General features: G+C 65.6%; 28 protein-coding genes. 23 read left to right on the top strand and 5 right to left on the bottom strand.

What is annotated here, in order from left to right:
- Positions 1–37: 37 nt before the first annotated feature.
- Genes PRN20_RS00315 through PRN20_RS00305 form a run of 3 tightly spaced genes read left to right on the top strand, consistent with a single transcriptional unit; the run spans position 38 to position 2,952 of the window.
- The gene (locus tag PRN20_RS00315; protein WP_273954906.1) at positions 38–1,186 is read left to right on the top strand and encodes an ABC transporter ATP-binding protein; all 1,149 of its coding nucleotides are present in this window, start codon (positions 38–40) and stop codon (positions 1,184–1,186) included.
- Positions 1,183–2,139, top strand: coding sequence for an ABC transporter permease subunit (locus PRN20_RS00310; RefSeq protein ID WP_273954904.1), 957 nt, complete (start codon positions 1,183–1,185; stop codon positions 2,137–2,139). The genes PRN20_RS00315 and PRN20_RS00310 overlap by 4 nt, the downstream gene beginning before the upstream one ends.
- Positions 2,140–2,952: an ABC transporter permease subunit gene (locus PRN20_RS00305; RefSeq protein ID WP_273954903.1), complete on the top strand. Its 813-nt coding sequence runs from the start codon at positions 2,140–2,142 to the stop codon at positions 2,950–2,952.
- A 36-nt stretch (positions 2,953–2,988) separates the two neighbouring features.
- Here PRN20_RS00305 and PRN20_RS00300 read toward each other — a convergent pair whose 3' ends face one another.
- Positions 2,989–3,627 carry a carbonic anhydrase gene (locus PRN20_RS00300; RefSeq protein WP_273954902.1) on the bottom strand — a complete coding sequence of 213 codons (639 nt, stop codon included), beginning with the start codon at positions 3,625–3,627 and terminating at the stop codon, positions 2,989–2,991.
- Positions 3,628–3,701: 74 nt separating this feature from the next.
- Between PRN20_RS00300 and PRN20_RS00295 the strand changes: the two genes are divergently transcribed.
- Together PRN20_RS00295 and PRN20_RS00290 are read left to right on the top strand one after the other, a co-directional pair.
- Positions 3,702–3,911, top strand: coding sequence for a DUF1737 domain-containing protein (locus PRN20_RS00295; RefSeq protein WP_273954900.1), 210 nt, complete (start codon positions 3,702–3,704; stop codon positions 3,909–3,911).
- A 179-nt stretch (positions 3,912–4,090) separates the two neighbouring features.
- A complete protein-coding gene (locus PRN20_RS00290; protein WP_273954899.1) occupies positions 4,091–4,321 on the top strand; it encodes a hypothetical protein in 231 nt (76 codons plus the stop codon).
- A gap of 104 nt (positions 4,322–4,425) precedes the next feature.
- Here PRN20_RS00290 and PRN20_RS00285 read toward each other — a convergent pair whose 3' ends face one another.
- Entirely contained in the window at positions 4,426–5,019 is a 594-nt protein-coding gene (locus tag PRN20_RS00285; protein WP_273954898.1) for an NUDIX domain-containing protein, read from the bottom strand.
- A gap of 533 nt (positions 5,020–5,552) precedes the next feature.
- Here PRN20_RS00285 and sdhC point away from each other — a divergent pair.
- From sdhC to odhB, 16 genes are all read left to right on the top strand, one after another.
- Entirely contained in the window at positions 5,553–5,939 is a 387-nt protein-coding gene (gene sdhC / locus PRN20_RS00280; protein ID WP_273954897.1) for a succinate dehydrogenase, cytochrome b556 subunit, read from the top strand.
- Positions 5,936–6,328, top strand: a complete 393-nt coding sequence (gene sdhD, locus PRN20_RS00275) for a succinate dehydrogenase, hydrophobic membrane anchor protein (RefSeq protein ID WP_273954896.1) — start codon at positions 5,936–5,938, stop codon at positions 6,326–6,328. Before sdhC ends, sdhD begins: the two co-directional genes overlap by 4 nt.
- 4 nt (positions 6,329–6,332) lie before the next feature.
- The gene (gene sdhA, locus PRN20_RS00270) at positions 6,333–8,144 is read left to right on the top strand and encodes a succinate dehydrogenase flavoprotein subunit (RefSeq protein WP_273954895.1); all 1,812 of its coding nucleotides are present in this window, start codon (positions 6,333–6,335) and stop codon (positions 8,142–8,144) included.
- Positions 8,144–8,947, top strand: a complete 804-nt coding sequence (locus PRN20_RS00265; RefSeq protein WP_273954894.1) for a hypothetical protein — start codon at positions 8,144–8,146, stop codon at positions 8,945–8,947. The genes sdhA and PRN20_RS00265 overlap by 1 nt, the downstream gene beginning before the upstream one ends.
- Positions 8,940–9,368, top strand: a complete 429-nt coding sequence (locus PRN20_RS00260) for a DUF3052 domain-containing protein (RefSeq protein WP_273954893.1) — start codon at positions 8,940–8,942, stop codon at positions 9,366–9,368. Before PRN20_RS00265 ends, PRN20_RS00260 begins: the two co-directional genes overlap by 8 nt.
- A 14-nt stretch (positions 9,369–9,382) precedes the next feature.
- Positions 9,383–9,673: a hypothetical protein gene (locus PRN20_RS00255; RefSeq protein WP_273954891.1), complete on the top strand. Its 291-nt coding sequence runs from the start codon at positions 9,383–9,385 to the stop codon at positions 9,671–9,673.
- An 8-nt stretch (positions 9,674–9,681) separates the two neighbouring features.
- A complete protein-coding gene (locus tag PRN20_RS00250; protein WP_273954890.1) occupies positions 9,682–10,011 on the top strand; it encodes a hypothetical protein in 330 nt (109 codons plus the stop codon).
- A gap of 11 nt (positions 10,012–10,022) precedes the next feature.
- Positions 10,023–10,805, top strand: a complete 783-nt coding sequence (locus PRN20_RS00245) for a succinate dehydrogenase iron-sulfur subunit (RefSeq protein ID WP_273954889.1) — start codon at positions 10,023–10,025, stop codon at positions 10,803–10,805.
- Positions 10,798–11,031 carry a hypothetical protein gene (locus PRN20_RS00240; protein WP_273954888.1) on the top strand — a complete coding sequence of 78 codons (234 nt, stop codon included), beginning with the start codon at positions 10,798–10,800 and terminating at the stop codon, positions 11,029–11,031. Before PRN20_RS00245 ends, PRN20_RS00240 begins: the two co-directional genes overlap by 8 nt.
- Before the next feature lie 224 nt (positions 11,032–11,255).
- Complete coding sequence (locus PRN20_RS00235) at positions 11,256–11,879, top strand: AprI/Inh family metalloprotease inhibitor (RefSeq protein ID WP_273954887.1); 624 nt, start codon at positions 11,256–11,258, stop codon at positions 11,877–11,879.
- A gap of 1 nt (position 11,880) precedes the next feature.
- Positions 11,881–13,014, top strand: a complete 1,134-nt coding sequence (zapE, locus tag PRN20_RS00230; protein WP_273954885.1) for a cell division protein ZapE — start codon at positions 11,881–11,883, stop codon at positions 13,012–13,014.
- A 142-nt stretch (positions 13,015–13,156) separates the two neighbouring features.
- The gene (gene mdh / locus PRN20_RS00225; RefSeq protein ID WP_273954883.1) at positions 13,157–14,119 is read left to right on the top strand and encodes a malate dehydrogenase; all 963 of its coding nucleotides are present in this window, start codon (positions 13,157–13,159) and stop codon (positions 14,117–14,119) included.
- A 152-nt stretch (positions 14,120–14,271) separates the two neighbouring features.
- A complete protein-coding gene (gene sucC / locus PRN20_RS00220; protein WP_273954882.1) occupies positions 14,272–15,468 on the top strand; it encodes an ADP-forming succinate--CoA ligase subunit beta in 1,197 nt (398 codons plus the stop codon).
- Between the two features lie 14 nt (positions 15,469–15,482).
- Positions 15,483–16,391, top strand: coding sequence for a succinate--CoA ligase subunit alpha (gene sucD, locus PRN20_RS00215; RefSeq protein WP_273954881.1), 909 nt, complete (start codon positions 15,483–15,485; stop codon positions 16,389–16,391).
- A 159-nt stretch (positions 16,392–16,550) separates the two neighbouring features.
- Positions 16,551–19,544 (top strand): 2-oxoglutarate dehydrogenase E1 component, encoded by a 2,994-nt coding sequence (locus PRN20_RS00210; protein ID WP_273954880.1) that lies wholly within the window; start codon positions 16,551–16,553, stop codon positions 19,542–19,544.
- Positions 19,545–19,573: 29 nt separating this feature from the next.
- Positions 19,574–20,893 (top strand): 2-oxoglutarate dehydrogenase complex dihydrolipoyllysine-residue succinyltransferase, encoded by a 1,320-nt coding sequence (odhB, locus tag PRN20_RS00205; protein ID WP_273954878.1) that lies wholly within the window; start codon positions 19,574–19,576, stop codon positions 20,891–20,893.
- 70 nt (positions 20,894–20,963) lie between these two features.
- On the opposite strand, the gene PRN20_RS00200 is transcribed toward odhB, so the two are convergent.
- Positions 20,964–21,182 carry a hypothetical protein gene (locus tag PRN20_RS00200; protein ID WP_273954876.1) on the bottom strand — a complete coding sequence of 73 codons (219 nt, stop codon included), beginning with the start codon at positions 21,180–21,182 and terminating at the stop codon, positions 20,964–20,966.
- Positions 21,183–21,368: 186 nt separating this feature from the next.
- Between PRN20_RS00200 and PRN20_RS00195 the strand changes: the two genes are divergently transcribed.
- Positions 21,369–22,127, top strand: coding sequence for an SDR family oxidoreductase (locus tag PRN20_RS00195; RefSeq protein WP_273954874.1), 759 nt, complete (start codon positions 21,369–21,371; stop codon positions 22,125–22,127).
- Between the two features lie 169 nt (positions 22,128–22,296).
- Positions 22,297–23,703 carry a dihydrolipoyl dehydrogenase gene (lpdA, locus tag PRN20_RS00190; RefSeq protein WP_273954871.1) on the top strand — a complete coding sequence of 469 codons (1,407 nt, stop codon included), beginning with the start codon at positions 22,297–22,299 and terminating at the stop codon, positions 23,701–23,703.
- A 92-nt stretch (positions 23,704–23,795) separates the two neighbouring features.
- Here lpdA and PRN20_RS00185 read toward each other — a convergent pair whose 3' ends face one another.
- Both PRN20_RS00185 and PRN20_RS00180 read right to left on the bottom strand, forming a co-directional pair.
- On the bottom strand, positions 23,796–24,785 hold the full coding sequence (locus PRN20_RS00185; RefSeq protein ID WP_273954869.1) for a DMT family transporter: 990 nt from the start codon (positions 24,783–24,785) through the stop codon (positions 23,796–23,798).
- Positions 24,786–25,172: 387 nt separating this feature from the next.
- Complete coding sequence (locus tag PRN20_RS00180; RefSeq protein ID WP_273954868.1) at positions 25,173–26,099, bottom strand: tyrosine recombinase XerC; 927 nt, start codon at positions 26,097–26,099, stop codon at positions 25,173–25,175.
- Positions 26,100–26,143: the final 44 nt, after the last annotated feature.

Below are 26,143 nucleotides of genomic sequence, written 5' to 3'. Positions count from 1 at the left end.
CGGCCCGTTCCGCCCCCTCAGCCTTTTCAGGTGCAGCATGGCCAAGAAGCCTCAGCTCGCCATCGATACGCGCCCCTGGCGCGATCCGGCGTCCAAGCCTTTTGTGCGGATCCGCAACGTCACCAAGAAATTCGGTGACGTTCAGGCCGTGTCCGACGTGTCGCTCGACATCTACCGCTCGGAGCTGTTCTGCCTGCTGGGCGGCTCGGGCTCGGGCAAGTCGACCCTGCTCCGCATGCTCGCCGGCTTCGAGAACCCGACGTCCGGCACCATCGAGATCGATGGCCAGGACATGACGGAGGTTCCGCCGTACAACCGGCCCGTCAACATGATGTTCCAGTCCTACGCGCTGTTCCCGCATATGAACGTGGAGCAGAACATCGCCTATGGCCTGAAGCGCGACGGCATGGGCCGCGGCGAGATCGCCGACCGCGTTGCCGAGCTGCTGTCGCTGGTGAAGCTGCAGGACTACGGCCGGCGCCGGCCGCACCAGCTGTCGGGCGGCCAGCGCCAGCGCGTGGCGCTCGCCCGCTCGCTCGCCAAGCGCCCCAAGCTGCTGCTGCTCGACGAACCGCTCGGCGCGCTCGACAAGAAGCTGCGCGAGGAAACCCAGTTCGAGCTGGTGAAGATCCAGGAATCGCTCGGCGTCACTTTCATCGTGGTCACCCACGACCAGGAAGAGGCGATGACGCTCGCCACCCGCATCGGGGTGATGAACCAGGGCGAGATCGCCATGATCGGCGAGCCCACCGATATCTACGAATATCCCAACTCCCGCTTCGTCGCCGGCTTCATCGGCTCGGTGAACATGGTCGAGGGCATCGTCACCGAGGACGAACCGGACCATGTGCGCATCCGCTCGGCGGAACTGGGCTCGGACATCTATGTCGGCCACGGCGTCGACTGCGCACCGGACCAGATCCTGTGGTGGGCGATCCGGCCCGAGAAGATGCACCTGAGCCGCGAGAAGCCAGAGGAACTCAACGGCGCCAACGTCACCAAGGGCGTGGTCGAGGAGATCGGCTACCTGGGCGACATGAGCGTTTACCAGGTGGTGCTCGAGAGCGGCAAACGCATCCGCGTCAGCCAGACCAACTCGGTGCGCGGCAAGCCGGATGCGATCACCTGGGAAGAAGAGGTCTATGTCACCTGGGGTGACAATGCCGGATCGGTGCTGACGGTATGACCCTCACCGGTAACCAGCTGCCGCCGCCGCGTCGCCTCCGCCCCTGGAGTGGGCTGGAGCGCCGCCTGCGCGATGTCGGGATCTCCGGCCGCACGCTGGTGATCGCGGCGCCGGCAATCTGGCTGACCGTATTTTTCCTCGTGCCGCTGCTGGTGGTGTTCGGCATCTCGCTCGCCACCAAGCAGTTCGGCCGCCCGCCTTACTCGCCGCTGCTCAAGACCGAGGACGGCACGGTGCAGCTGACGCTGCACCTCTCGAACTACGTCAAGCTGTTCACCGATCCGCTTTATGTGGCGGCCTATCTGAGTTCGATCCGCATCTCGCTGATCTCGACGGTAATCACGCTCTTTATCGGCTACCCCATGGCCTATGCCATCGCGCGGGCGCCGGAGACGTGGCGCAACGTGCTCCTGATGCTGGTGATCCTGCCGTTCTGGACCTCGTTCCTGCTGCGGGTCTACGCGCTCAGCGGCTTCATGCGCGGCAATGGCGTGATCAACCAGGTGCTGGGCGTGTTCGGCATCCAGCCGCTGGTGATGATGCAGACCGATTTCGCCGTCTATGTCGGCATCGTCTACACCTACCTGCCGTTCATGATCCTGCCGCTCTACACGACGCTGGTGAAGCTCGACACGTCGCTGCTCGAGGCTTCGGCCGATCTCGGCTCGCGCCCCTGGCAGACGTTCCTCTCGGTCACGCTGCCGCTGTCGCTGCCGGGCATCATCGCCGGCTCCATGCTGGTGTTCATCCCGGCGATCGGCGAGTTCGTGATCCCGTCGCTCCTGGGCGGACCGGAGACGCTGATGATCGGCCGTGTGCTGTGGGACGAATTCTTCACGGCCACCAACTGGCCGCGTGCCGCCGCTGTCGCCGTCGCCATGCTGGTGGTGGTCGTCATCCCCATCCTGCTGCTGCAGAAGGCGCAGGATGCCGTGGTCGAAAAGGAAAAGTAGATGCGGCGCGGCTGGTTCCTTCCCATCGCGGCAACGCTCGGCTTCGCCTTCCTCTACCTGCCGATCATCTCGCTGGTGGTGTTCTCGTTCAACGAGAGCAAGCTGGTGACGGTGTGGTCCGGCTTTTCGACCAAGTGGTACGTCGAGCTGTTCAAAGACAAGCAGATGCTGAACGCGGCCTGGCTCAGCCTCAGGATCGCGTTCTTCTCGGCGAGCTTCGCGCTGGTGCTGGGCACGCTGTGCGCCGTGGCGCTGGTGCGCTTCAAGCGCTTCCGCGGCCGCACGGTGCTGGCCGGCGCCGTCTCGGCGCCGCTGGTGATGCCGGACGTGATCACCGGCCTTGCGCTGCTCTTGCTGTTCGTCGCGATGGAATCGACGCTGGGCTGGCCCGCCGGCCGCGGCATCACCACGATCATCATCGCGCACACGACCTTCTGCATGGCCTATGTGACGGTGGTGGTGCAGTCGCGCCTCTCCGACCTCGACCTCAGCCTCGAGGAAGCGGCGATGGACCTGGGCGCCACGCCGGCGCGCGTGTTCTTCGACATCACGCTGCCGATCATCGCGCCGGCACTGGTCTCGGGGTGGCTGCTCGCCTTCACCCTGTCGCTCGATGACCTCGTGATCGCGAGCTTCGTATCCGGCCCCGGCTCGTCGACGCTGCCCATGGTGATCTTCTCGAAGATCCGCCTCGGGGTGTCGCCGGACGTGAACGCGCTGGCCACGATCATCATCGGCGTCGTGGCGCTGGGCGTGGTGATCGCGACCGTGATCGGGTTCCGCTCGCGGCGCGAGCGGCGGAAGACCGCCTAGAGCATTGACCGCTTCGCCGAAACGGCGGAGCGCGCTCTAGACGTCCGGGCGGTAGAAGTCGCCGTCGCTGTTCATCACCCACAGCTCGCCGGTCGAGATGTCGAACCAGGCGCCGTGGACGGCGAGCTTGCCCTCTTCCTCGAGCTTGCGGACGTAGGGGAAGGTCCTGAGGTTGGCGATCGAGTTGCGGATCGAGAAGCGTTCGAGCGTGGTCTGACGCTCCTTGTCGGTCAGCAGCGTGTATTTCGACACGGCCTCCGACACCGGGGCGAGCATGCTCATCCACTTGCCGATGAAATCGCCCTGGGCGAGTGGGGCGCCGGCGGGGTTCAGCGCGGCGCGGATGCCGCCGCAGCGGCCATGGCCCATGACGACGATGTTCGAGACCTTGAGCCCGTTCACCGCGAACTCGATGCCGGCCGAGGTGCCGTGCTGGCCGCCGTCGGGCTGGAAGGTCGGCACGAGGTTGGCGACGTTGCGCAGGACGAACAGTTCGCCCGGGCCGGCGTTGAAGATCGTCTCTGGTGCGGCACGACTGTCGCAGCAGGCGATGATCATAGTGGTGGGGGACTGTCCGTTGTCCGCCAATTCCCGGTAACGGCCCTGTTGGGGGTCGTAGCGGTCGGACATGAACGACTTGTAGCCGTCGAGCAAAAATGCTGGAAACCGATCCATACCGAAGCGATTAGCGGTAAGTGGACTAAATTTCAATCGCCCGGGCAAACCGGGCTGGGGGTTAGGGATATTGCATGTTGATCTATCGTTTCCTGTCGGGAGAGGACGACTCGAGCTTTTGCCACAAGATTACCAAGGCGTTGAGTGAGGGCTGGGAGCTGCACGGCTCTTCCAGTTATGCGTATGACGCAATGACCAAAAAAATGCGCTGCGGGCAGGCCGTGACCAAGGTCGTGTCCGACCAGCCCTACGATCCGGACAGGAAGCTCGTCGACTACGTGTAGGCATGAGTCGCCGGCCAGCAGCCGGCACAATCGGTCGCAAGCAGGGGCTGCGGATGGGGAGGAGATCCACCCGCGGCCCGTTAACGAAAACTGAACGGCAGGTTCAAGGCCGGTTCCGGCGAGCCCCGATACAAGACCTCAACAACGCGCAGAGATTGCGCCACGATTGAGGTTCCGAAATGCAGATCAAACTGATTGTCGCCGCCGCCGGACTCGCTGCCGTCGCGCTCCCGCTCGCGGTTTTCGCCAGCCAGCCGCCCGCCAGCCTGGGCAAGCTCAAGCCGTCGTTGCAGACGGCGCAGGTTCTTTCGCTGCTGGTGCTCGACCCCTACGAGAATACCGAACTGGCCGTGCGGCTGCCGACGCGCCACACCGTGCTCGAAGTGGACAGCGACCCGTTCGCGCGGTGAGGCCTGTGCGTCCTCTCGCTCCGCCGACGCGGAGCGGCTGGATTGCCGGGACGAGCCCGGCAATGAGGGGCTGACTGGGCAGGCAGGGCTGTCCGAGCTCCGCACTAAATGATTCCCCTCAGCCGCACGTGCTGGAGCAGCATGATGGTCTTGGCGTCGGCGATCTCGCCGGTGCCGATCATGGCGAGCGCGTCGTCGATGCCGAATTCCAGCACCTCGATGTCCTCGCCCTCGTCGGCGAGGCCGCCGCCGGCCGACTTCCGGGTGGTGCTGTCGTACTCGGCGATGAAGAGGGAGAGCTTTTCGGTGACCGAGCCGGGGCTCATGTAGGCGGACATCACCAGTTCGACGTCGTGGACGTGGTAGCCCGATTCTTCCTCGGCCTCCTTGCGCGCCGTGGTGATCGGGTCGTCGCCGTCGAGCTTGCCGGCCACGGCTTCGATCAGCCAGCCCCGGTCGCCGCTCGTGCCCGGGGCGCCATGGACGTAGACCGGAAAGCGGAACTGGCGGGTGAGGACGACGGTGCGGTGCTCGCGGTTATAGAGCAGCACGGCGGCGCCATCGCCGCGATCGTAGGTTTCGCGCACCTGGCGCTGCCACTCGCCGCTGGAGCGGCGGAGTTCGATCGTGGTCTTCTTGACCACGCCCCAGTTGTCGGAGAGCAACTCCTCGCCGACGATCCGCACTCTCTCTGTCACATCATCCCCCGATCTGGAACCTGCAGCGATGACAGGCGTTGCTGAACCCAATGTGAATGTCGGCTTCACGGCAGGGCCAACAAGCCGGCGCTAAACACAACGTCAAGCAGCGGACCCCACGGTGACCTCCATGGGGCGCCCGCAAGGGACGAAAGACATGGATCGACTCGCCGCAGGCATCGTCATTGCAGCCACCCCCATGGCAACCAATGGCAGCTTCGTACGGGAGGTCCAAGGGAACGAGAGCCCAGTGCTCCCACCCACGCTTTCGTCCTCCACATCGGTGGCGTCCGGCAACCGCAGCGAGCGAGTGCTCAGCCTTGTGCTCGCACTCGAGGCGCTGCGGGCCGCGCCGGGGGTCCTGGCTCGTTTGCCCGAGCCGGCCGGCCGCTGACAGGCATGGGCCGAAGGGCGAATGCTCGGCATAAGCAGAGCCTTTGACCTCCGGGCAAACCGCCGCTAGAAGTCTCGAACCATTCCAAACTGGAACGCCCGCCATTCCTCCCTCAGGCCGGGCGAGGCGCGAGACGAGTATGGCTCCTTCTTCACGGCCGCTTTCGCCACATCTGTCGATCTATGGCTTCACCCTCACCATGACCATGTCGATCGTGCACCGCGCGACCGGCATCGCGCTCTATGGCGGCACGCTGCTGCTGGTGCTGTGGCTGGTGGCGGCGGCGACGGGCGGCGGCTTCTTCAACTTCGTCACCTGGCTGTTCGGCACCTGGTTCGGCCAGCTCGTGCTGTTCGGCTACACCTGGGTGCTGTTCCACCACATGCTTGGCGGCGTGCGCCACTTCGTGTGGGACATGGCCAAGGCCATGGACCCGGTCGGCCGCGAGCTCGCGGTGCGCATCCAGCTGGGTGCCTCGATCCTGTTGACGCTCATCGTCTGGGCAATCTTCGTGTGGTTCAAATGAGCAGCGACAAGCCGACCCGGGCGCAGATCCAGGCGCCCTCGACCCACTACGGCAATGGCAAGGCCGCGACCCGGCACTTCATCACGCAGCGCCTCACGGGTGCGTTCAACATCCTGTTCGCGCTGTTCATGGTCTGGTTCGTGGTGAGCCTCGCCGGCAAGGCGCCGGCCGAGATGATCGAACTCGCCCGCAACCCGTTCGTCGCAATCGGCCTCGTGCTGCTCGTCGTCAACGTGTCGGTCCACATGCGCAACGGCATGCGCGACACGATCGAGGACTATTTCGACAAGGGCGCACACAGCTGGGCGATGGTCGCCAACAACCTGTTCACCGGTTTCTTCTTCGTGGTGGCGCTGGGCGCCATCGCCAAGCTCGTCTTCTGGGGTTAGCCGCATGGCCGCTTACGAGATCATCGACCACGAATTCGACGTGGTCATCGTCGGCGCCGGCGGCGCGGGCCTGCGTGCAACGCTGGGCATGGCGGAGCAGGGGCTCAACACCGCCTGCATCACCAAGGTGTTCCCGACCCGCTCGCATACCGTGGCGGCGCAGGGCGGCATCGCGGCCTCGCTGAGCAACATGGGGCCCGACAACTGGCAGTGGCACATGTACGACACCGTGAAGGGGTCGGACTGGCTGGGCGACAACGACGCCATGGAATACCTGGCGCGTGAGGCGCCGGCGGCGATCTACGAGCTCGAGCACTACGGCGTGCCGTTCTCGCGCACCGAGAAGGGCACCATCTACCAGCGCCCGTTCGGCGGGCATATGACGGAATTCGGCGACGGCCCGCCGGTGCAGCGCACCTGCGCGGCGGCGGACCGGACCGGGCACGCGATCCTCCACACGCTCTACGGCCAGTCGCTGCGCAACAATGCGCAGTTCTTCATCGAGTATTTTGCGCTCGACCTGATCATGGGCGCCGACGGCTCGTGCCAGGGCGTGATGGCGTGGAAGCTCGACGACGGCACGCTCCACCGCTTCCGCGCCAAGCTCGTGGTGCTGGCGACGGGCGGCTATGGCCGGGCCTATTTCTCGGCGACCTCGGCGCATACCTGCACCGGCGACGGCAACGGCATGGTGGCGCGGGCCGGGCTGCCGCTGCAGGACATGGAGTTCGTGCAGTTCCACCCCACCGGCATCTACGGCGCGGGGTGCCTGATCACCGAGGGGGCGCGCGGCGAGGGCGGCTATCTCGTCAATTCCGAGGGCGAGCGTTTCATGGAGCGCTATGCGCCCAACGCCAAGGATCTCGCGTCGCGCGACGTGGTTTCGCGCTGCATGACCATCGAGATCCGCGAAGGGCGGGGGGTGGGCAAGAACAAGGACCACATCTACCTGCACCTCGACCATCTGGATCCCAAGGTGCTGCACGAGCGGCTGCCGGGCATTTCGGAGAGCGCCAAGATCTTCGCTGGCGTCGACCTGACGCGCGAGCCGATCCCGGTGCTGCCGACGGTGCACTACAACATGGGAGGCATCCCCGCGAACTATCACGGCGAGGTGCTGAACCCGACCGCCGATGATCCGGATCGCGTGGTGCCGGGGCTGATGGCGGTGGGCGAGGCGGCCTGCGCCTCGGTGCACGGCGCCAACCGGCTGGGCTCGAACTCGCTGACCGACCTCGTCGTGTTCGGCAGGGCAGCGGCCCTCCGCGCCGCGAAGACCGTCGACAAGGCCGCCATGGTGCCGGCGGCGATCGCGTCGGAGGACGAGCGCATCCTCGCCCGGTTCGATCGGCTGCGGAACGCCAAGGGCGGCTCGCCGACGGCCGAGGTGCGCGAGAAGATGCAGAAGATCATGCAGGAAGACGCCGCTGTGTTCCGCGATTCGAAGTCGCTCGCGTCGGGCGTCGAGCGAATCGGCAAGCTCTGGGGCGCGCTCCACGACATCAAGGTCACCGACCGTTCGATGATCTGGAATTCCGATCTCGTCGAGACGCTCGAGCTCGAGAACCTGATGGCCTGCGCCGCGACCACGGTGGTCTCGGCCGAAGCCCGGCACGAAAGCCGCGGCGCCCATGCGCACGAGGACTTCCCGAACCGCGACGACGTCGAGTGGCGGAAGCACACGCTGAGCTGGATCGACACCAAGTCGGGCAAGGTGACGCTGGGCTATCGGCCGGTGCATGTCGACCCACTGACGCCGGAGAGCGAGGGCGGGATCTCGCTGAAGAAGATCGCGCCGAAGGCGAGAGTGTATTGATGGAACTGGTGTCGTCTGACAACGCTAGGTTCGCCGAAGAAGTAAGGCGAGCGGTGGAAGGCGACTTCGGAGCGAAGCGCACTAGGTGGGCAGATTCGAGTGCCAGCGAAATTGTCGTAGATGATACCTATCGGATCGTCTGCGTCGATCATGAGCAGTACTTCGGACATTTCGTTCAGCTGCGAACAGAAAACCAGAACCTTGTAGAGTTCAATCTGGGGAAAGGGCGTCGCTCGTCCGTCGGTGTGGAATGCGGCAAGCACTATCTGCTTCGCTCACCCGAGCAGCTGGCGATTGGACCGCGCCCGACCTTTGCAGTCGTTCAGGCTGGCGCCCGTGAGTGGTACGTCGTTGGAGAGATCGGCGAAGGCCTTGGTGTCCGCATGATGGAGTTCTACCTCGCGGCCGAGCCCACCGCTTCGTCGGATGACGTCAGTTGGGAAGGGGCGGGTGATCACGGTCGAAGCGCCAATGGGTATAGGTCTGGTTGCATCGTCCTTCCCAAGCACCATCCCGTTTCTCTTCGCGCGCAGGAGTGGCTCAAATCCGAAGGGTTCGAGCCTGTCAGCAGGACCGGATGGCGCCCCGACTACTACGTCGAGAGAGACGGCAAGACTTATGTGGTGGAGGTCAAACCTGAAGCCAGTCTGCAGTCAGCGGCACTCGCGATTGGTCAGCTTGCAATCTATGCAGACCGGCTCAAAGCCGATGGACGCATAGCGATCTTCCCGGAGGAAGTCAGGGGTGGGCCGTTCGCAAACCTCGCTGCAATCGATGCCGCGATTATGGTGGTTTATGTCTAGTGAGCCTGGCTATTCCGGCACGCCGCTCCCTCAGAAGCTCGGCATGAAGGATGGGCAGCGGGTGCTGTTTCTTGGGTTGCCGGATGAGCTCGGAGAACTTAAGGCCGCGCGCGATTTCGTCGAGGTGCGTGACGCGCAGTGGGATACGTGGCGCGGCAGCAAGGGTTGGGACTTCGTGCATGGGTTCACCGCTTCGCGCGGGGTGCTCGAGGGCAATGCGCGGCCGCTGATGGAGGCGATTACCCGGGATGGGGTGATCTGGATCTCGTGGCCGAAGAAGGCGAGCAAGGTGCCGACCGACATCACGGAAGATGTGATCCGGGAGGTGGTGCTGCCGATCGGGTTGGTCGATATCAAGGTGGCCGCGGTCAGCGACGTGTGGTCGGGTTTGAAACTGATGATCCGCAAGGAGTTGCGGTGAGAAACGGGGCAGGAATGAAGACGTTCGTGGTGGCGCTTGCAGCGCTGGGGCTGATGGTTGGCGGTGCGCAGGCGGCTGCGCCGAGCGCCGAGCAGAAGGCCGATTTCTACAAGACCTGCTATGGCATTGCTGAGGACGAGGCGCTCTGCACCTGCAAGGCGGATGCGGCGATGACGCTGATCGACGGCGAGTTCATGGCGATGGTGATCGCCTCGATGAAGGGCAAGTCGCCGCCGGCCGACCAATATTCGGCGTACAATACCTACGTCGCCAAATCGAACCAGATCTGCAAGCCGAACTACTGAGGCCGAACGTGTCGAACCTGTTGCCCAAGACCGCCGGACTGATCGCTGGGGCCCTCGCAACGCTGTTGCTGGGCGCCTGCGGGCTGTCGCCTGAGGCGCAGCAGGTGGCCGATGCCTGTGCGAAGATCCCGCGGACCACGGTCGAGAGCTGCCAGTGCTACGCCAAGGAGCTGCAGAGCAGGCTCAAGCCGGAACTGATGCGGCTCGCGGCCTATGCGCAGACGGACCCGGCAAAGCTTCTCGATCCGGCCGTCATCGGCAATGTGAGTGCCAATGACGTGATCACGGTCACCCAGACGTCTGCCACGGCCCTGCAGACGTGCAAGATTGTATCCTAGGACTTTGAGCCATGGCTGAACTTACGCTCCCCAAGAACTCGCGGATCATGCCGGGCAAGACCTGGCCGAAGCCCGCAGGCGCGACGCGGCTCACCGAGTTCCGCATCTACCGGTACGATCCGGATAGCGGCGAAAACCCGCGGCTCGACACCTATTTCGTCGATCGCGACGATTGCGGTCCGATGGTTCTCGATGCGCTCCTGTGGATCAAGAACAAGGTCGATCCGACGCTGACGCTGCGCCGCTCGTGCCGCGAGGGCATATGCGGGTCGTGCTCGATGAATATCGGGGGCGCCAATACGCTTGCCTGCACCAAGGGCATGGACGACTTCTCGGGCCATATCAGCGTCTATCCGCTGCCGCACATGCCGGTGATCAAGGACCTCGTGCCGGATCTCACGACCTTCTACGACCAGCACCGCTCGATCCAGCCTTGGCTGAAGACGACGACCACGACGCCGGAGAAGGAATGGCTGCAGTCGCGCGACGACCGCGCCAAGCTCGACGGCCTCTACGAATGTATCCTCTGCGCCTGCTGCTCGACCTCGTGCCCGAGCTACTGGTGGAACGGCGAGAAGTATCTCGGCCCGGCCGTGCTGCTGCAGGCCTATCGCTGGCTGATCGACAGCCGTGACCAGGCGACCGAGGAGCGGCTCGACGATCTCGAGGATCCGTTCAAGCTCTATCGCTGCCACACGATCATGAACTGCGCCAAGGTCTGCCCCAAGGGCCTGAACCCGGCCAAGGCAATCGCCGAGATCAAGCAGATGATGGTCACGCGGGAGTTTGCGTAAGCTGTACGAGACAGTCGCCGAGATCGAGGATCCGTCTGTTGCCCGCGTGCTGATCGCGGCGCTGAAGGCCCATGGGTTCCACCCCAAGCAGGGCGGGGAGGACGGCTTGCCGGGGCTCGCGGGGGTGTATGGCCCCAAGGGCATCCCGATCGAGCTGCCCGAGGATGAGGCGGCGGACGGCAGGGTGCTGGCCGAGGCGCTGCTCAAGGAAATGCTGCAGCGGTAGTCTCCCGGTGGCACTGGCCGCGTGATGGCAGGGATGACAGCCGATGTTGGGGTGACCGAGGGGGCGGCACCAGGCGCTCGCCCGTCTGGGGATGGCCGCTTTGCGGCCCATAACTCCGCCACATTGCTATCCCCTAAGGAAAGCTGGGCTTTGGCGGTTGACGGCTCCGGCGTCGAGGCTGTATCGCCGGTCATATATCCTTAACCATTGGCGGAGCAGGGCCGATGATGATGTCGAAGCGTGCGGGCTTTTCCGTAGCTATGGTCACCGGGGCGGCGTTGCTGCTCTCGGGGTGCGCCTCGAGCGGCGTGACCACCAGCAGCATCGCCAGCACCGAGACCATCACGCCGATCCAGAATACGCCGGTGGCGAGTTCCGACCTCAATGCGCTGCCGGGCACGCAGGTGCAGCCGGCTTCGCTCGGGCAGCCGGCGCCGCTTGTGCCGGGCCAGCCGCAAGCGCCCGGCACGATCGGTACGCCCGTTCATGCAGCGAGCGCCGACAGCCTCTCCCTTGGCGGCGGGGTGGGTGCGCCGACGATGCCGGGGCGCGACCTGTCCACCGGACTTTCGGTCGAAAAGCTGCTCGGCGGCTGGACCGTCGTTTCCGGTCAGGACCAGTGCAAGCTCAACCTGACGCAGACGGCCAAATCCGGCACGTCGCGCTATCGCGCCTCGACGCCGGGCTGCGCGCTCACGGGGCTGAACGTCGTCGCCTCGTGGCAGCTGGTGGGCAACCAGGTCCAGCTGTTCGACGAGAACGGCGATATCGTCGCTTCGCTCATCCTCTCCGCCGGCCAGTTCATCGGCACCCTGGCGGGCGGCCAGGGCATCTCAATGGTCGGCTAATTTGCCGAGCCAGCGGAAGGGGCCCGCAGGCACACCCATCACCGACAGACTGAATGCGCTGGTCGAGGCCGGCGCACTCGCGGCTGATCCGCTCCAGCTGCGGGCGGCGGCGTCGCTCGACCGGGTGGCGAACGAGCTGGGCGAGCAGAGCGCGCCGCGCGGGTTCTTCTCGTCGTTCTTCGGCGGACCCGAGCCGGTGCGCGGCGTCTACATGGTCGGGCAGGTGGGGCGTGGCAAGACCATGCTGATGGACCTGTTCTTCTCGCTCGCGCCTACGAGCAAGAAGCGGCGGGTGCACTTCCACGAGTTCATGGACGAGATGCATTCGGCGATCGCCGATTTCCGCAAGTCGCGGAAGGGGCGAGGCGAGGATGCCGATCCGGTGGCGGCGGTGACCAAGCCGCTGCTCGAGGACCTGCGGCTGCTCTGCCTCGACGAGTTCCAGGTGCAGGACATCACCAATGCGATGCTGCTGGGGCGGCTGTTCGACCGGCTGTTCCAGGGCGGGGTGACGATCGTCGCGACGTCCAACACCCGGCCGGACAACCTCTACGAGCACGGGCTCAACCGGCAACTGGTGCTGCCCTTCATCGCCGAGCTGAAGCAGCATACCGAGGTGGTCGAGCTCGACGGGCCGACGGATTACCGGCGCCTGAAGTTCGAGGGCGAGGCGGTCTATCACTTCGGCACCGGGCCCGAGGTGGATCGGGCGATGGACCGGTTGTGGCTGAAGCTCACCGGCGGCGAGGCGGGGGAGCCCGAGGAGCTGGTGTCGCTGGGGCGCACGATCCATGTGCCACACGCGGCGATGGGGGCAGCGCGGTTCGAGTTCGCGGACCTCTGCGAGAAGCCGCTCGGGGCGCGCGACTATGTGCGGATCAGCCATGCCTACGAGGCGCTGATGATCGACCATGTGCCGCAGTTCAACCGGCTCAGGACCGACGCGAGCAAGCGCTTCATCCTGCTCGTCGACACGCTCTACGACCGCGGCGTGAAGCTCGCGGCGAGCTTTGCGGTGCCCCTCGACGAGCTCGGGCAGGACGACAAGACGAAGGCGGAATTCGCCCGCTGCGTGTCACGTCTGGTTGAGATGCAGTCGGCGGACTACCTCGCGGCCCCGCACCGGGGCGAGTGAAGCCGCAAAAGTGCCCGGGAAGCAGGCGCTTCGGGAGGGCATGGTAATTGCGAGGTAGATCGTACGGCTGACTTGCCCCCGTCACCCTCTAGGGTTAATAGGGGCGCGCAATTTCCAGCATAAGCAAAACGGGGTTCGGTGGATGGCGCGCAAGAAGATCGCTCTGATCGGTGCGGGGCAGATTGGTGGCACTCTGGCTCTGCTGGCCGCGACCAAGGAACTGGGCGATGTGATCCTGTTCGACGTGGTCGACGGCGTTCCGCAGGGCAAGGCGCTCGATCTCAGCCAGTCCGGCCCGGTGGAAGGCTTCAACGCCTCGCTCAAGGGCACCTCCGAGTACAAGGACATCCAGGGCGCCGATGTGGTGATCGTCACCGCCGGCGTGCCGCGCAAGCCCGGCATGAGCCGTGACGACCTGCTCGAGATCAACCTCAAGGTGATGGAGCAGGTGGGCGCGGGCATCGCCAAGTACGCGCCGGAAGCCTTCGTCATCTGCATCACCAACCCGCTCGACGCGATGGTGTGGGCGCTGCAGAAGTTCTCGGGCCTGCCCGCCAACCGCGTGATCGGCATGGCCGGCGTGCTCGACTCGGCGCGCTTCCGCTACTTCATCGCCGAGGAGCTGAAGGTTTCGGTCGAGGACGTCACCGCGTTCGTGCTCGGTGGCCACGGCGACACCATGGTGCCGCTCCCCCGCTACTCGACGGTCGCCGGCATTCCGCTGCCCGACCTCGTCAAGATGGGCTGGCTGTCGAAGGAAAAGCTCGAGCAGATCATCCAGCGCACCCGCGACGGTGGCGCCGAGATCGTGGGCCTGCTGAAGACCGGCTCGGCCTTCTACGCCCCGGCCGCTTCGGCGATCGAGATGGCCGAGAGCTATCTCAAGGACAAGAAGCGGATCCTTCCCTGCGCCGCCTTCCTCAAGGGAGAATACGGCGTCAAGGGCACCTATGTAGGTGTGCCGGTGCTGATCGGGGCCGGTGGCGCCGAGAAGATCGTCGAGATCTCGCTGTCGAGCTCCGAGCAGAAGGCGTTCGACAAGTCGGTGGCTGCGGTCAACGGCCTCGTCGATGCCTGCAAGAAGATCGCGCCGAAGCTGGCGTAAGGGAGAGCAGCCTTAACCGGAGGCGTTCCGAGTAGCCCGGAGCGTCGCCGATACAGAGCGTGCCTCACCATCGCCGACACCGTTCCCGCCGCCGGCGTGGATCAGCCCGGTGGGTGGGACAGGTTCCTCAGAACGCAAGTCAGTAGGACACAATGAACATCCACGAACACCAGGCCAAGGCCCTGCTCGCAACCTATGGCCTGCCCGTGGCCAAGGGCGTCGCGATTTTCAAGCCCGAGGAAGCGGAGGCCGCCGCGGCCCAGCTGCCCGGCCCGCTCTATGTGGTCAAGAGCCAGATCCATGCCGGCGGGCGCGGCAAGGGCAAGTTCAAGGAACTGGGTCCTGACGCCAAGGGCGGCGTGCGCCTTGCCAAGTCGGTCGCCGACGTCGTGACCAACGCCAGGGAAATGCTGGGCAATACGCTCGTCACCAAGCAGACCGGCCCGGCCGGCAAGCAGGTGAACCGGCTCTATATCGAAGACGGCGCCGACATCGCCCGTGAGCTCTACTGCTCGCTGCTGGTCGATCGCAGCGTCGGCCGCGTGGCTTTCGTGGTTTCGACCGAGGGCGGCATGGACATCGAGGCGGTGGCCGAGCACACGCCGGAAAAGATCGTCACCGTGGCGATCGATCCCGAGACGGGCGTCACCACGGACGATGTCGAAAAGCTCGCCGATGCGCTCGAGCTCGAAGGCCCGGCCCGCACCGATGCCGGCCTCGTGTTCCCGGCGCTCTACCGCGCCTTCGTCGAGAAGGACATGTCCCTGCTCGAAGTGAACCCGCTGATCGTCATGGAGAACGGGCACCTGCGCGTGCTCGACGCCAAGGTGAGCTTCGACAACAATGCCGGCTTCCGGCACGAAGAGCTGAAGCCGCTGCGTGACCTCTCCGAAGAGGACGCCAAGGAAATCGAGGCGTCGAAGTTCGACCTCGCCTATGTGGCGCTCGACGGCAATATCGGCTGCATGGTCAACGGCGCCGGCCTCGCCATGGCGACGATGGACATCATCAAGCTCTACGGCGCCGAGCCCGCCAACTTCCTCGACGTCGGTGGCGGCGCATCGAAGGAGAAGGTTACGGCGGCGTTCAAGATCATCACCGCCGATCCGGCGGTGAAGGGCATCCTGGTCAACATCTTCGGCGGCATCATGCGCTGCGACATCATCGCGGAAGGCGTGATCGCGGCGGTGAAGGAAGTGGGCCTCAAGGTGCCGCTGGTGGTGCGCCTCGAAGGCACCAACGTCAAGGAAGGCAAGGCCATCCTCAATTCGTCCGGCCTCGACGTGATCTCTGCCGACGACCTCGACGACGCGGCGCAGAAGATCGTCGCCGCCGTGAAGACCCGCTGAGCCAGGAAGAAGCAATGTCGATCCTCGTCAACAAAGACACGCGCGTTCTGGTGCAGGGGCTGACCGGCAAGACCGGGACGTTCCATACCGAGCAGGCGCTCGCCTACTACGGCACCAAGATGGTTGGTGGCGTGAACCCCAAGAAGGCCGGCGAAATCTGGACTTCGGGTCTCGACGCTTCGGCGACGCTGCCGGTGTTCGCTTCGGTTGCCGAAGGCAAGGAGCGCACGGGCGCGACGGCCTCGGTGGTCTATGTGCCGCCTCCGGGTGCCGCCGACGCCATCATCGAGGCGATCGACGCCGAGATCCCGCTGATCGTCTGCATCACCGAGGGCATTCCGGTGCTCGACATGGTGCGCGTGAAGGCGAGGCTCGAGAAGTCGAAGTCGCGGCTGCTCGGACCCAACTGCCCGGGCGTCCTGACGCCGGAAGAGTGCAAGATCGGCATCATGCCGGGCTCGATCTTCTCCAAGGGCTCGGTGGGCATTGTTTCGCGCTCGGGCACGCTTACCTATGAGGCAGTGTTCCAGACCACCAATGCCGGGCTCGGCCAGACCACTGCGGTCGGCATCGGTGGCGACCCCGTCAAGGGCACGGAGTTCATCGACGTGCTCGAGATGTTCCTCAAGGACGATGCCACCAAGTCGATCATCATGATCGGCGAGATCGGCGGTTCCGCCGAGGAAGACGCCGCGCAGTTCCTCATCGACGAGGCCAAGCGCGGCCGCAAGAAGCCGATGGCCGGCTTCATTGCCGGCCGTACGGCTCCGGCGGGCCGCACGATGGGCCATGCCGGTGCGGTGATCTCGGGCGGCAAGGGCGGCGCCGAGGACAAGATCGCGGCGATGGAACGTGCGGGCATAAAGGTGTCGCAGTCGCCTGCAAGGATTGGTCAAACGCTTGCGGAAGTTCTAAAAGGCTGACGCAAAGGCGAGACGAAATGACGGGGCGCGGGAGGGAAAGACCCGCGCCTTAACGTCAAACAAAGGACTTCACGGGCATCTAGGCCCGTGCGCGCAGGGCCCGGTCGAGCATTCCCGGGCATTTGATAAGGATGGCGGGGTCAACGCCCCGCGACGGACATGACCCGACAAGAAAAGAACGAACAGTTCTTGCTCTCTTCCTTCCTCTATGGCGGCAACGCCGATTACATCGAAGGGCTGTACGCCCGCTACAAGCAGGATCCGAATTCGATCGACCCGACATGGGCCTCGTATTTCGGTCGCCTGGAAGACGCCCCCCAGGACATCGACAGGAATGCCGAAGGCCCGAGCTGGGCCCGCAGCGACTGGCCGCGATCCGCCGATGGCGAGCTGGTCTCGGCCTTCGACGGCAACTGGGGCGATATCCAGGTCAAGGTGCAGAAGGCCGTGGCCGACAAGGCCAAGGCCGAGAAGGCACCAGCGCCGAGTGCGATCGACGTGCTGCAGGCGACGCGCGACTCGATCCACGCCATCATGATGATCCGCGCCTATCGCATGCGCGGACACCTGCATGCCGATCTCGATCCGCTCAAGATGCGCGACGAGGACCCGGCGCCCGAGCTCGATCCCAGGACCTATGGGTTCACCGAGGCCGACTACGGCCGCAAGATCTTCATCGACAACTATCTGGGTCTCGAATACGCGACGATCCCCCAGATGCTGGAGATCCTGAAGCGCACCTACTGCTCGACGGTCGGCGTCGAGTTCATGCACATCTCCGATCCCGAGGCCAAGCAGTGGATTCAGGAGCGCATGGAGGGGCCGGACAAGGAGATCAAGTTCACGCCCGAGGGCAAGAAGGCGATCCTCAACAAGCTGGTCGAGGCCGAGGGCTTCGAGAAGTTCATCGACGTCAAGTACACCGGCACCAAGCGCTTCGGCCTTGACGGCGGCGAGGCGCTGATCCCGGCGCTCGAGCAGATCGTCAAGCGCGGCGGCGCGCTGGGCGTCAAGGATATCGTGCTCGGCATGGCCCACCGCGGCCGCCTGAACGTCTTGACGCAGTTCCTGTCCAAGCCGCACCGCGCCCTGTTCCACGAGTTCAAGGGCGGCGCCTTCTACCCCGAGGAAGTCGAGGGTTCGGGCGACGTGAAGTACCACCTCGGTGCTTCGTCGGACCGCGAGTTCGACGGCAACACGGTGCACCTGAGCCTCACGGCCAACCCCAGCCACCTCGAGATCGTCGATCCGGTGGTGCTGGGCAAGGCGCGCGCCAAGCAGGACCAGCGCTCGGCCGTCGACGGCCATTTCCTCATGGATACGCGCCAGACCGATCGCTCGGTCGTGCTGCCGCTGCTCATCCATGGCGACGCCGCGTTCGCCGGCCAGGGCGTGGTAGCCGAGTGCCTGGGCCTGTCGGGCCTCAAGGGGCACCGCACGGGCGGTTCGATCCACTTCGTGATCAACAACCAGATCGGCTTCACCACGGCGCCGATGTACTCGCGCTCGTCGCCGTACCCGACCGACGTCGCCAAGATGATCGAGGCGCCGGTCTTCCACGTGAACGGCGACGATCCGGAAGCGGTGGTCTACGTCACCAAGGTGGCGGTCGAGTACCGCCAGCGCTTCGGCAAGCCCGTCGTCATCGACATGTTCTGCTACCGCCGCTTCGGCCATAACGAAGGCGACGAGCCGAGCTTCACCCAGCCGCTGATGTATTCCAAGATCCGTGGCCACGAGACGACGCTCGACCTCTATTCGAAGCGCCTCGTCGCCGAGGGGCTGATGACGTCCGAGGACGTCGACAGGATGAAGGCCGATTGGCGCGCCCATCTCGAGACCGAGTTCGAGGCGGGGCAGGACTTCCGCCCGAACAAGACCGACTGGCTCGACGGCGTGTGGAAGGACCTGAAGCGCGCCGATGTCGAGGGCCCGCGCCGCGGTGACACCGGCGTCGATATCGCCGAGCTCACCCGGATCGGCCAGCGGCTGACCCAGGTTCCGGCCGACTTCAACGTCCACAAGACGGTGAAGCGGTTCATGGACAACCGGCTCGCCGCGATCGAAACCGGCGAAGGTATCGACTGGGCGACCGGCGAAGCGCTGGCGTTCGGCACGCTGCTCGCCGAAGGCCACCCGATCCGGCTTTCCGGCCAGGACGTCGAGCGCGGCACGTTCAGCCAGCGTCATTCGGTGCTCAACGACCAGGAGAACGGGAGCGCCTATACCCCGCTCAACAACGTCTCCGACAATCAGGAGCGCTACGAGGTCATCAACTCGATGCTCTCGGAAGAGGCGGTGCTCGGTTTCGAGTACGGTTATTCGCTGGCCGAGCCGAACACGCTGACCCTGTGGGAAGCCCAGTTCGGCGACTTCGCCAACGGCGCGCAGGTGGTGGTCGACCAGTTCATCTCGTCGGGCGAACGCAAGTGGTTCCGCATGAGCGGGCTCGTGATGCTGCTGCCGCATGGCTATGAAGGCCAGGGGCCGGAGCACTCATCGGCCCGTCTCGAGCGGTACCTGCAGAGCTGCGCCGAAGACAACATGCAGGTCGCCAACTGCACGACGCCGGCGAACTACTTCCACATCCTGCGCCGGCAGATGAAGCGCGACTTCCGCAAGCCGCTCGTGCTGATGACGCCCAAGTCGCTGCTGCGCCACAAGAAGGCGGTGTCGGGGCTGGTCGAATTCGGGCCGGATTCGACCTTCCATCGGCTGCTGTGGGACGATGCCGAGGCGCCGGGCGTGCCCAAGACGACGATCAAGCTGGCACCGGATTCGGAAATCCGCCGGGTGATCCTGTGCACGGGCAAGGTCTATTACGACCTGCTCGAGGATCGCGAGAAGCGCGGCATCAACGACGTGTACCTGCTCCGGCTGGAGCAGCTCTATCCGTTCCCGGCCAAGGCGCTGCTCGACGAGCTCAACCGGTTCAAGAACGCCGAGATCGTCTGGTGCCAGGAAGAGCCCAAGAACATGGGTGCCTGGGCGTTCGTGCAGCCCTATGTCGACTGGGTGCTCGAGCAGATGGGCCAGCCGGGCAACCGGCCGCGCTATGTCGGCCGTGCGGCTTCCGCTGCGACGGCGACGGGCCTGATGCGCACGCATCTGCAGCAGCTGCAGGCCTTCCTCGAAGAAGCCTTCGCAAAGTAACTAGAATAGGCGGCAAAGGACCATAACTGATGGCGACTGACATCCGGGTGCCCACGCTGGGCGAAAGCGTCACCGAGGCGACGATCGGCCAGTGGTTCAAGAAGGTGGGCGACACGGTCGCCGCCGACGAGCCGGTGGTGGAGCTCGAAACCGACAAGGTGACGATCGAGGTGCCGGCCCCGGCAGCCGGCGTGCTCGAATCGATCACGGCGAACCCGGGCGATACGGTCAACGTGGGGGCGCTGATCGGCGCGATCGGCGCTGCCGGTGCGGCTGCCGCAGCCGCGCCCGCCGCAGCAGCCAAGCCTGCCGAAGGGGCCCAGCCGGCGGCGGTTGCCGCCGAGCCGGCGCTCAAGTTCGCCAGTGGCAACGGGTCGGCCATGCCGCCGGCCCCGAGCGCGCAGAAGCTGATGGCCGAGAACAACCTGGGCGACGCCGATATCAGCGGCTCGGGCAAGCGCGGCCAGATACTCAAGGAAGACGTGCTGGCAACGCTGGCCAAGCCCGCGAGCGCCGCGGCAGTGGCTGCGCCTGCTCCGGCGGCAGCAGCTCCGGCGGCCAAGCCGGCACCCGCTCCGGCCCCGCTGGCCAAGGCTCCCGAGCCGGCACCGGTGCCCCAGGCCCGTGGTCCGGTCGCCGCAGGGGACGAGGGACGCGAAGAGCGGGTGAAGATGACCCGGCTGCGCCAGACCATCGCGCGGCGCCTGAAGGAAGCGCAGAGCACGGCCGCCATGCTCACCACCTTCAACGAGGTGGACATGAAGCCGGTGATGGACCTCAGGAACTCCTACAAGGAGCTGTTCGAGAAAAAGCACGGCGTGAAGCTCGGCTTCATGGGCTTCTTCACCAAGGCGGTGACGCACGCGCTGAAGGAAATCCCGGCGGTCAATGCCGAGATCGACGGCGACGACATCGTCTACAAGAACTACGCCCACATCGGCGTCGCGGTGGGGACCGACAAGGGCCTCGTCGTGCCGGTGGTGCGCAATGCCGACCAGATGTCGATTGCCGGCATCGAGAAGGAGATCGCCCGGCTGGGCAAGCTCGCCCGCGACGGCGCGCTGTCGATGGCCGACATGCAGGGCGGCACCTTCACGATCTCGAATGGCGGCGTCTACGGCTCGCTGATGTCGACGCCGATCCTCAATGCCCCGCAGTCGGGCATTCTCGGCATGCACAAGATCCAGGAGCGGCCGGTGGTCGTCGGCGGCGAGATCGTCATCCGCCCGATGATGTACCTGGCGCTCAGCTACGATCACCGCATCGTCGACGGCAAGGAAGCCGTGACCTTCCTCGTGCGGGTGAAGGAAAGCCTCGAGGCGCCCGAGCGGCTGGTGCTCGATCTCTGATCGCGCCGTATATCGACAAAGCAAAAGGGCCCGCGTTGCGGGCCCTTTTTCGTTCCGGCGTTACGGATGATCAGTCGTGGTAGACGATGACCACGAAGTCCTCGCCTGAGTCCTCGACGAGGGACTGGGTGTTCTTGACCTGCTCGCAGAAGCCGCCGGGGGCCTTGTAGCCCGCGGGGGCATCGGGGCCGCAGAGCTTGGAGATGCTGCTGTCCAGAGCGAAGGCGGTGGGGACGACAGCGAGGCCGAGGGTGGCGCCAACGAGCGCCAGTGCAATGATCTTGTTCATCTTATTGTCCATTGGGCCGGCGCGGTGCCGGCGTGTTGATGGCGCCGCTTCTAGGGACGCCGTCTTGAACGAAAGCCGAAGCCCGCGTTCAGCGGCGGTTCACCTACGTCGCTGGTTTTGCTGCCGATTCCGCGCCTTGCCTCGGCGGAGCGCGGCGCTACACTGGTGCCGAAGCGGAGGAGCGTCATGTCCGACAAGGTGATGGTGGTCACCGGCGGGAGCCGGGGGATCGGAGCGGCGACGGCGCGGCTGGCGGCCAAGCGCGGCTATGGCGTGGTGGTGAACTACCTCGGCAACGTCGCGGCGGCGGAAGCGGTGTGCGCGGATATCCATGCCCATGGCGGGGAGGCGGTGGCGGTTCGGGGCGATGTGGGGCGCGAGGAAGATGTGGAGCACATCTTCCGTGCTGCCGACCGCATGGGGCCGCTCGGGGCGCTGATCAACAATGCCGGGATGATCGCGCCCGCATCGCGGCTCGACGCGATGGAACCGGGCCGCATGGCCGAGATCCTGCGGGTCAATACGCTGGGCGCCCTCCTGTGTGCAGCCGCAGCGGTGCGGCGGATGTCGAGCCGCCATGACGGCAAGGGTGGCGGCATCGTCAATGTGACGTCGGCCGCGGCCAAGCTCGGGGGCGCCGGGTCCTATCTCGACTATGCGGCGAGCAAGGGCGCGCTCGATACGATCACGGTCGGGCTTGCGCTCGAGGTGGCGGGGGAGGGGATCCGGGTCAACGGGGTGAGGCCGGGCATCATCGACACCGAGTTTCATGCCCAGGGCGGCGAGCCGGACCGGGCGCAGCGGCTGGCAGCGAGCATCCCGATGGAGCGTGCGGGTACAGCCGAGGAGGTTGCCCAGGTGATCCTGTGGCTCCTTTCGGACGAGGCCTCCTACGTGACCGGCACGACGGTGTCGGTGACCGGGGGGCGCGCGCTCTTTACCTGACCTGCCCGACGGGCGGGGCATAATCCCGAGGAATCATGAGCATTTCGCATGGCTCGCTCGACGTGCGGGGTTCCATCCTAAACGCGGGTAGTTTAACCGGTTCCTCAGCCCTATATCGGCAGCGCGGGCGCCGGTTCCTCCCGGCGCGTATCAGCCTCTCGGAGATAAAATGGCGGACAATTTCGACCTCACGGTAATCGGCACCGGCCCGGGTGGTTATGTGGCGGCGATCCGGGCGGCGCAGCTCGGCATGAAGGTCGCAGTGGTCGAGAAGTGGCCGACCTTCGGCGGCACCTGCCTCAATATCGGCTGCATCCCCTCCAAGGCGCTGCTGCATGCCTCCGAGCTGTTCGAGGAAGCCGGCCACCAGTTCTCCCAGTTCGGCATCGAGGTCGCGCCGAAGCTGAACCTCAAGCAGATGCTGACGCACAAGGACGACACCGTCACGGCCAATGTCGGCGGCATCGAATTCCTGTTCAAGAAGAACAAGATCACGACCTTCCGCGGCACCGGTTCCATTCCCGCCGCCGGCCGCGTGCTGGTGACGCCCGAGAGCGGCGCGCCGACGACGATCGAAACCAAGAACATCCTGATCGCCACGGGTTCTGTGCCGATCAGCCTGCCGGGCATCACGATCGACGAGGAAAAGATCGTCTCCTCGACGGGCGCGCTCAAGTTCGCGCAGGTGCCGAACCGGCTGCTCGTCATCGGCGGCGGCATCATCGGGCTCGAGCTGGGCTCGGTCTGGGGCCGGCTTGGCGCCAAGATCCAGGTGGTCGAGTTCCTCGACCGGATCCTGCCCGGCCTCGACAGCGAGGCGGCCCGCCAGATGCAGCGCACGCTGCAGAAGCAGGGCATGGAGTTCAAGCTTTCGACCAAGGTGACGGCTATCGAGAAGCAGGCCGACGGCTCGGTCCGCGCTCGGCTCGAGCCCGCAGCCGGGGGCGAGGCGACCTATGCGGAAGCCGATGCGGTGCTCGTCGCGGTGGGCCGCAAGCCCTTCACCGAAGGCCTCGGCCTCGAGGGTGCGGGCGTCGCGCTCGACGAGCGCGGCCGGGTGCGCACCGATGCCCAGTTCCGCACCAATGTGCGGGGCATCTACGCCATCGGCGACGTGGTCGCCGGGCCGATGCTGGCCCACAAGGCGATGGACGAGGGCCACGCGGTGGCCGAGATCATCGCCGGGCAGAAGCCGCATATCAACTACGGCAACATCCCCTCGGTGATGTACACGAGCCCGGAAGTCGCCTGGATCGGCAAGTCCGAGGACGAGCTCAAGGCGGCGGGCATCGAGTACAAGACCGGCAAGTTCCCCTACACCGCCAATGGCCGCGCCAAGGCGATGCTGGCGACGCAGGGCTATGTGAAGATCCTCGCCGATGCCGCGACCGACCGCGTGCTGGGCGCACAGATCATTGCCAAGAACGCGGGCGAGATGATCCACGAGATCACCGTGCTCATGGAGTTCTCGGGAAGCGCCGAGGACCTGGGGCGGACGACCCACGCGCACCCCACGCTCAGCGAAGCGGTGAAGGAAGCCGCGCTGATGTGCGGGGATGGCGCCATCCACATCTGATCTCGGTGCGGGGCTTCGCCCTGCGCCATCCAGTAGCCTTGTAACGTCCCCGCGTGAGCGGGGATGTTCGTTTTCCGGGGCCTCTACAGCCCTCAGGCCGTAGTCTCCTCCAGCACCTTCACCTTCGGCTTTTCCTTCCGCGTGAAGAGGAAGACGCCGCCGAGGACGAGCACGGTGCCGAGGGCATGGTAGACGGTGAAGGCTTCGCCGAGGATGGAGATGGCGAGGCCGACGGTCACCACGGGCGAGACGTTGCCGATGATGGCGGTGCGCTCGGGGCCGATCAGCGCGATGGCGCCCGAGATGCAGTAGGCCGGCAGCACCGTCGAGATGGTGCCGATGGCGAGCATGAGCATGAAGCCGTTGCCGCTCACCGCCAGGTCGCTCACCGGGTGGGTGACGAGGAAGTGCGCGATCACCGCCGGGCCGGCGCCGCTCATGGCGATGGAGGTGAAGAGCTGCGGGCCGAGCTTGTCGATCAAAGGCTTGGCCATGATCTGGTAGGCCGCGTAGGCAATGGCCGAGCCGAAGACGAGCGCCGCGCCGAGCAGCACGTTGTCGCCCTCGATGTGGAGGTCATGCCAGAAGATGACACCGATGCCGAGGTAGGACACCAGCAGCGCGACGACCATGGGCAGGGTGATCCTGCGCTTGAAGAAGATGGCGCCGAACAAGACGACGAAGAACGGATAGGTGAGCAGGATCAGCCGGTCGAACTGCGCGGTGATGTATTCGAGCGCCGAGAAATCGAGGTAGCTCGCGACATAGTAGCCGATGACGCCGACGCCGAGGGTCTGCGCCAGCACGGGCCAGGTCAGCACTGGCGGGGCGCCGGCGGGCTGCTGGGCGAGCTTCGTGCGAAAGCCGAGGATGCCGACCGTCAGGAAGATCGGCACGGCGACGATCATGCGCCAGGTGAGGGTGGTGACCGAGTCGATGCCCTCGAGGAGCGCCAGCTTGATGACGATGCCCTTGGTGGCGAAGAACGCGGCGCCGGCGAGCGCCAGCACAATGCCGGCCCAGGCGAACTGCCGGAAGCCTGGCCGAGAGATGGACGGCGTAGACGCAGTGTCGGAAGACATTTGGCGGGTCCAGTTGCGGCCCTGCCATCAGAACACCGGTTGTCCCTGCGCCTGATGGCGGGGCCCGGTGAGCAATCGAGGGTCAAACGGCCGTCGCGTCCCGGTCCCCGGAGGGGATAAGGCAGGTTTTGCCAATAATTAGGATGCAAACGGTCATGGCGGGATAGGTACGCTCGGGCGGTGCAGCTGTAAAGTGGGCGGTTGGGTGAACGGTGCGTTCGGTGGGCGCCTTTGGGGCTCCACCTAGAAACGCCGGCGCCTGTGGTCGCCCCCTCCACCAGCTTCGCTGGTCCCCCTCCCCCGCTTCGCAGGGGAGGATCACCCCTCATCCGGCCTTCGATCACCTTCTCCCACAAGGGGAGAAGGTGATCGCGGTGAGATCAGAGCTCATGCCCTGGGATGCGCTGCCCTGTAGCTCTCCAGCAGGCGCTCGGTGTCGACGGCCGTGTAGATCTGCGTGGTCGACAGCGAGGCGTGGCCGAGGAGCTCCTGGATGGTGCGCAGGTCGCCGCCCTTGCCGAGCAAGTGGGTGGCGAAGCTGTGGCGGAGGGCGTGCGGGGTGGCGGAGGGCGGCAGGCCCAGGGCGCCGCGCAGTTGCTGCATGCGGAGCTGGATGAGGCGCGGCGAGAGTGGGCCGCCCTTCTCGCCGCGGAAGATCGGCTCGTCGGGGCCGGGATGGAAGGGCGAGAGCTTGAGATAGGCGTCGATGGCCTGCCGCACGGGCGCGATCAGCGGGACGAGCCGGGTCCTGCCGCCCTTCCCGGTGACGCGCAGAGCGCTCGATTCGAGGTCGGCGCGGGTGACGGCGAGGGCTTCCGAGATGCGGAGGCCGGCGCCGTAGCAGAGTGAGATCACCGCCATATCGCGGGCAGCGACCCAGGGCTTGTCCTCGAGTTCGTCGGTAGTGCGGATCGTGGCCTTGGCTTCGAGCACGGTCAGCGCCTTGGGCAGCGAGCGCGGCTGCTTGGGCATGCGCACGGTGTTGAGCGCTTCGGTCGCGAGGACGCCTTCGCGCTCGAGGAAGCCGAAGAAGCTCTTGATCGCCGACAGTCCGCGGGCGAGCGAGCGGGGGCCAATGTCGTCGCCCCGGCGTGCGGCGAGGAAGGCGCGGATATCGGCGGCGCGCAGCTCCTTGAGCGTTGCGAGCGAGACTTCGCCGCCGGTATGGGCGCTGAGGAAGGTGACGAACTGGCCGAGATCGCTGAGGTAAGCCTCAAGGGTCTTGGGGGCGAGCCGGCGGACGGCGCCGAGATCGCGCTGCCAGCTGGCAATGGCGGCGGCAAGGTCGGGCTTGGCGAGCAGGGCGTGGGACATGCGGACAGCCTAGCGCGGCGTGGTTAGCATTGGGCAAACGGCGC

This window comes from Devosia sp. ZB163 (genome assembly GCF_028613635.1).
Lineage (GTDB): Bacteria > Pseudomonadota > Alphaproteobacteria > Rhizobiales > Devosiaceae > Devosia_A.
This window is presented reverse-complemented; position numbering and strand designations above follow the sequence as displayed.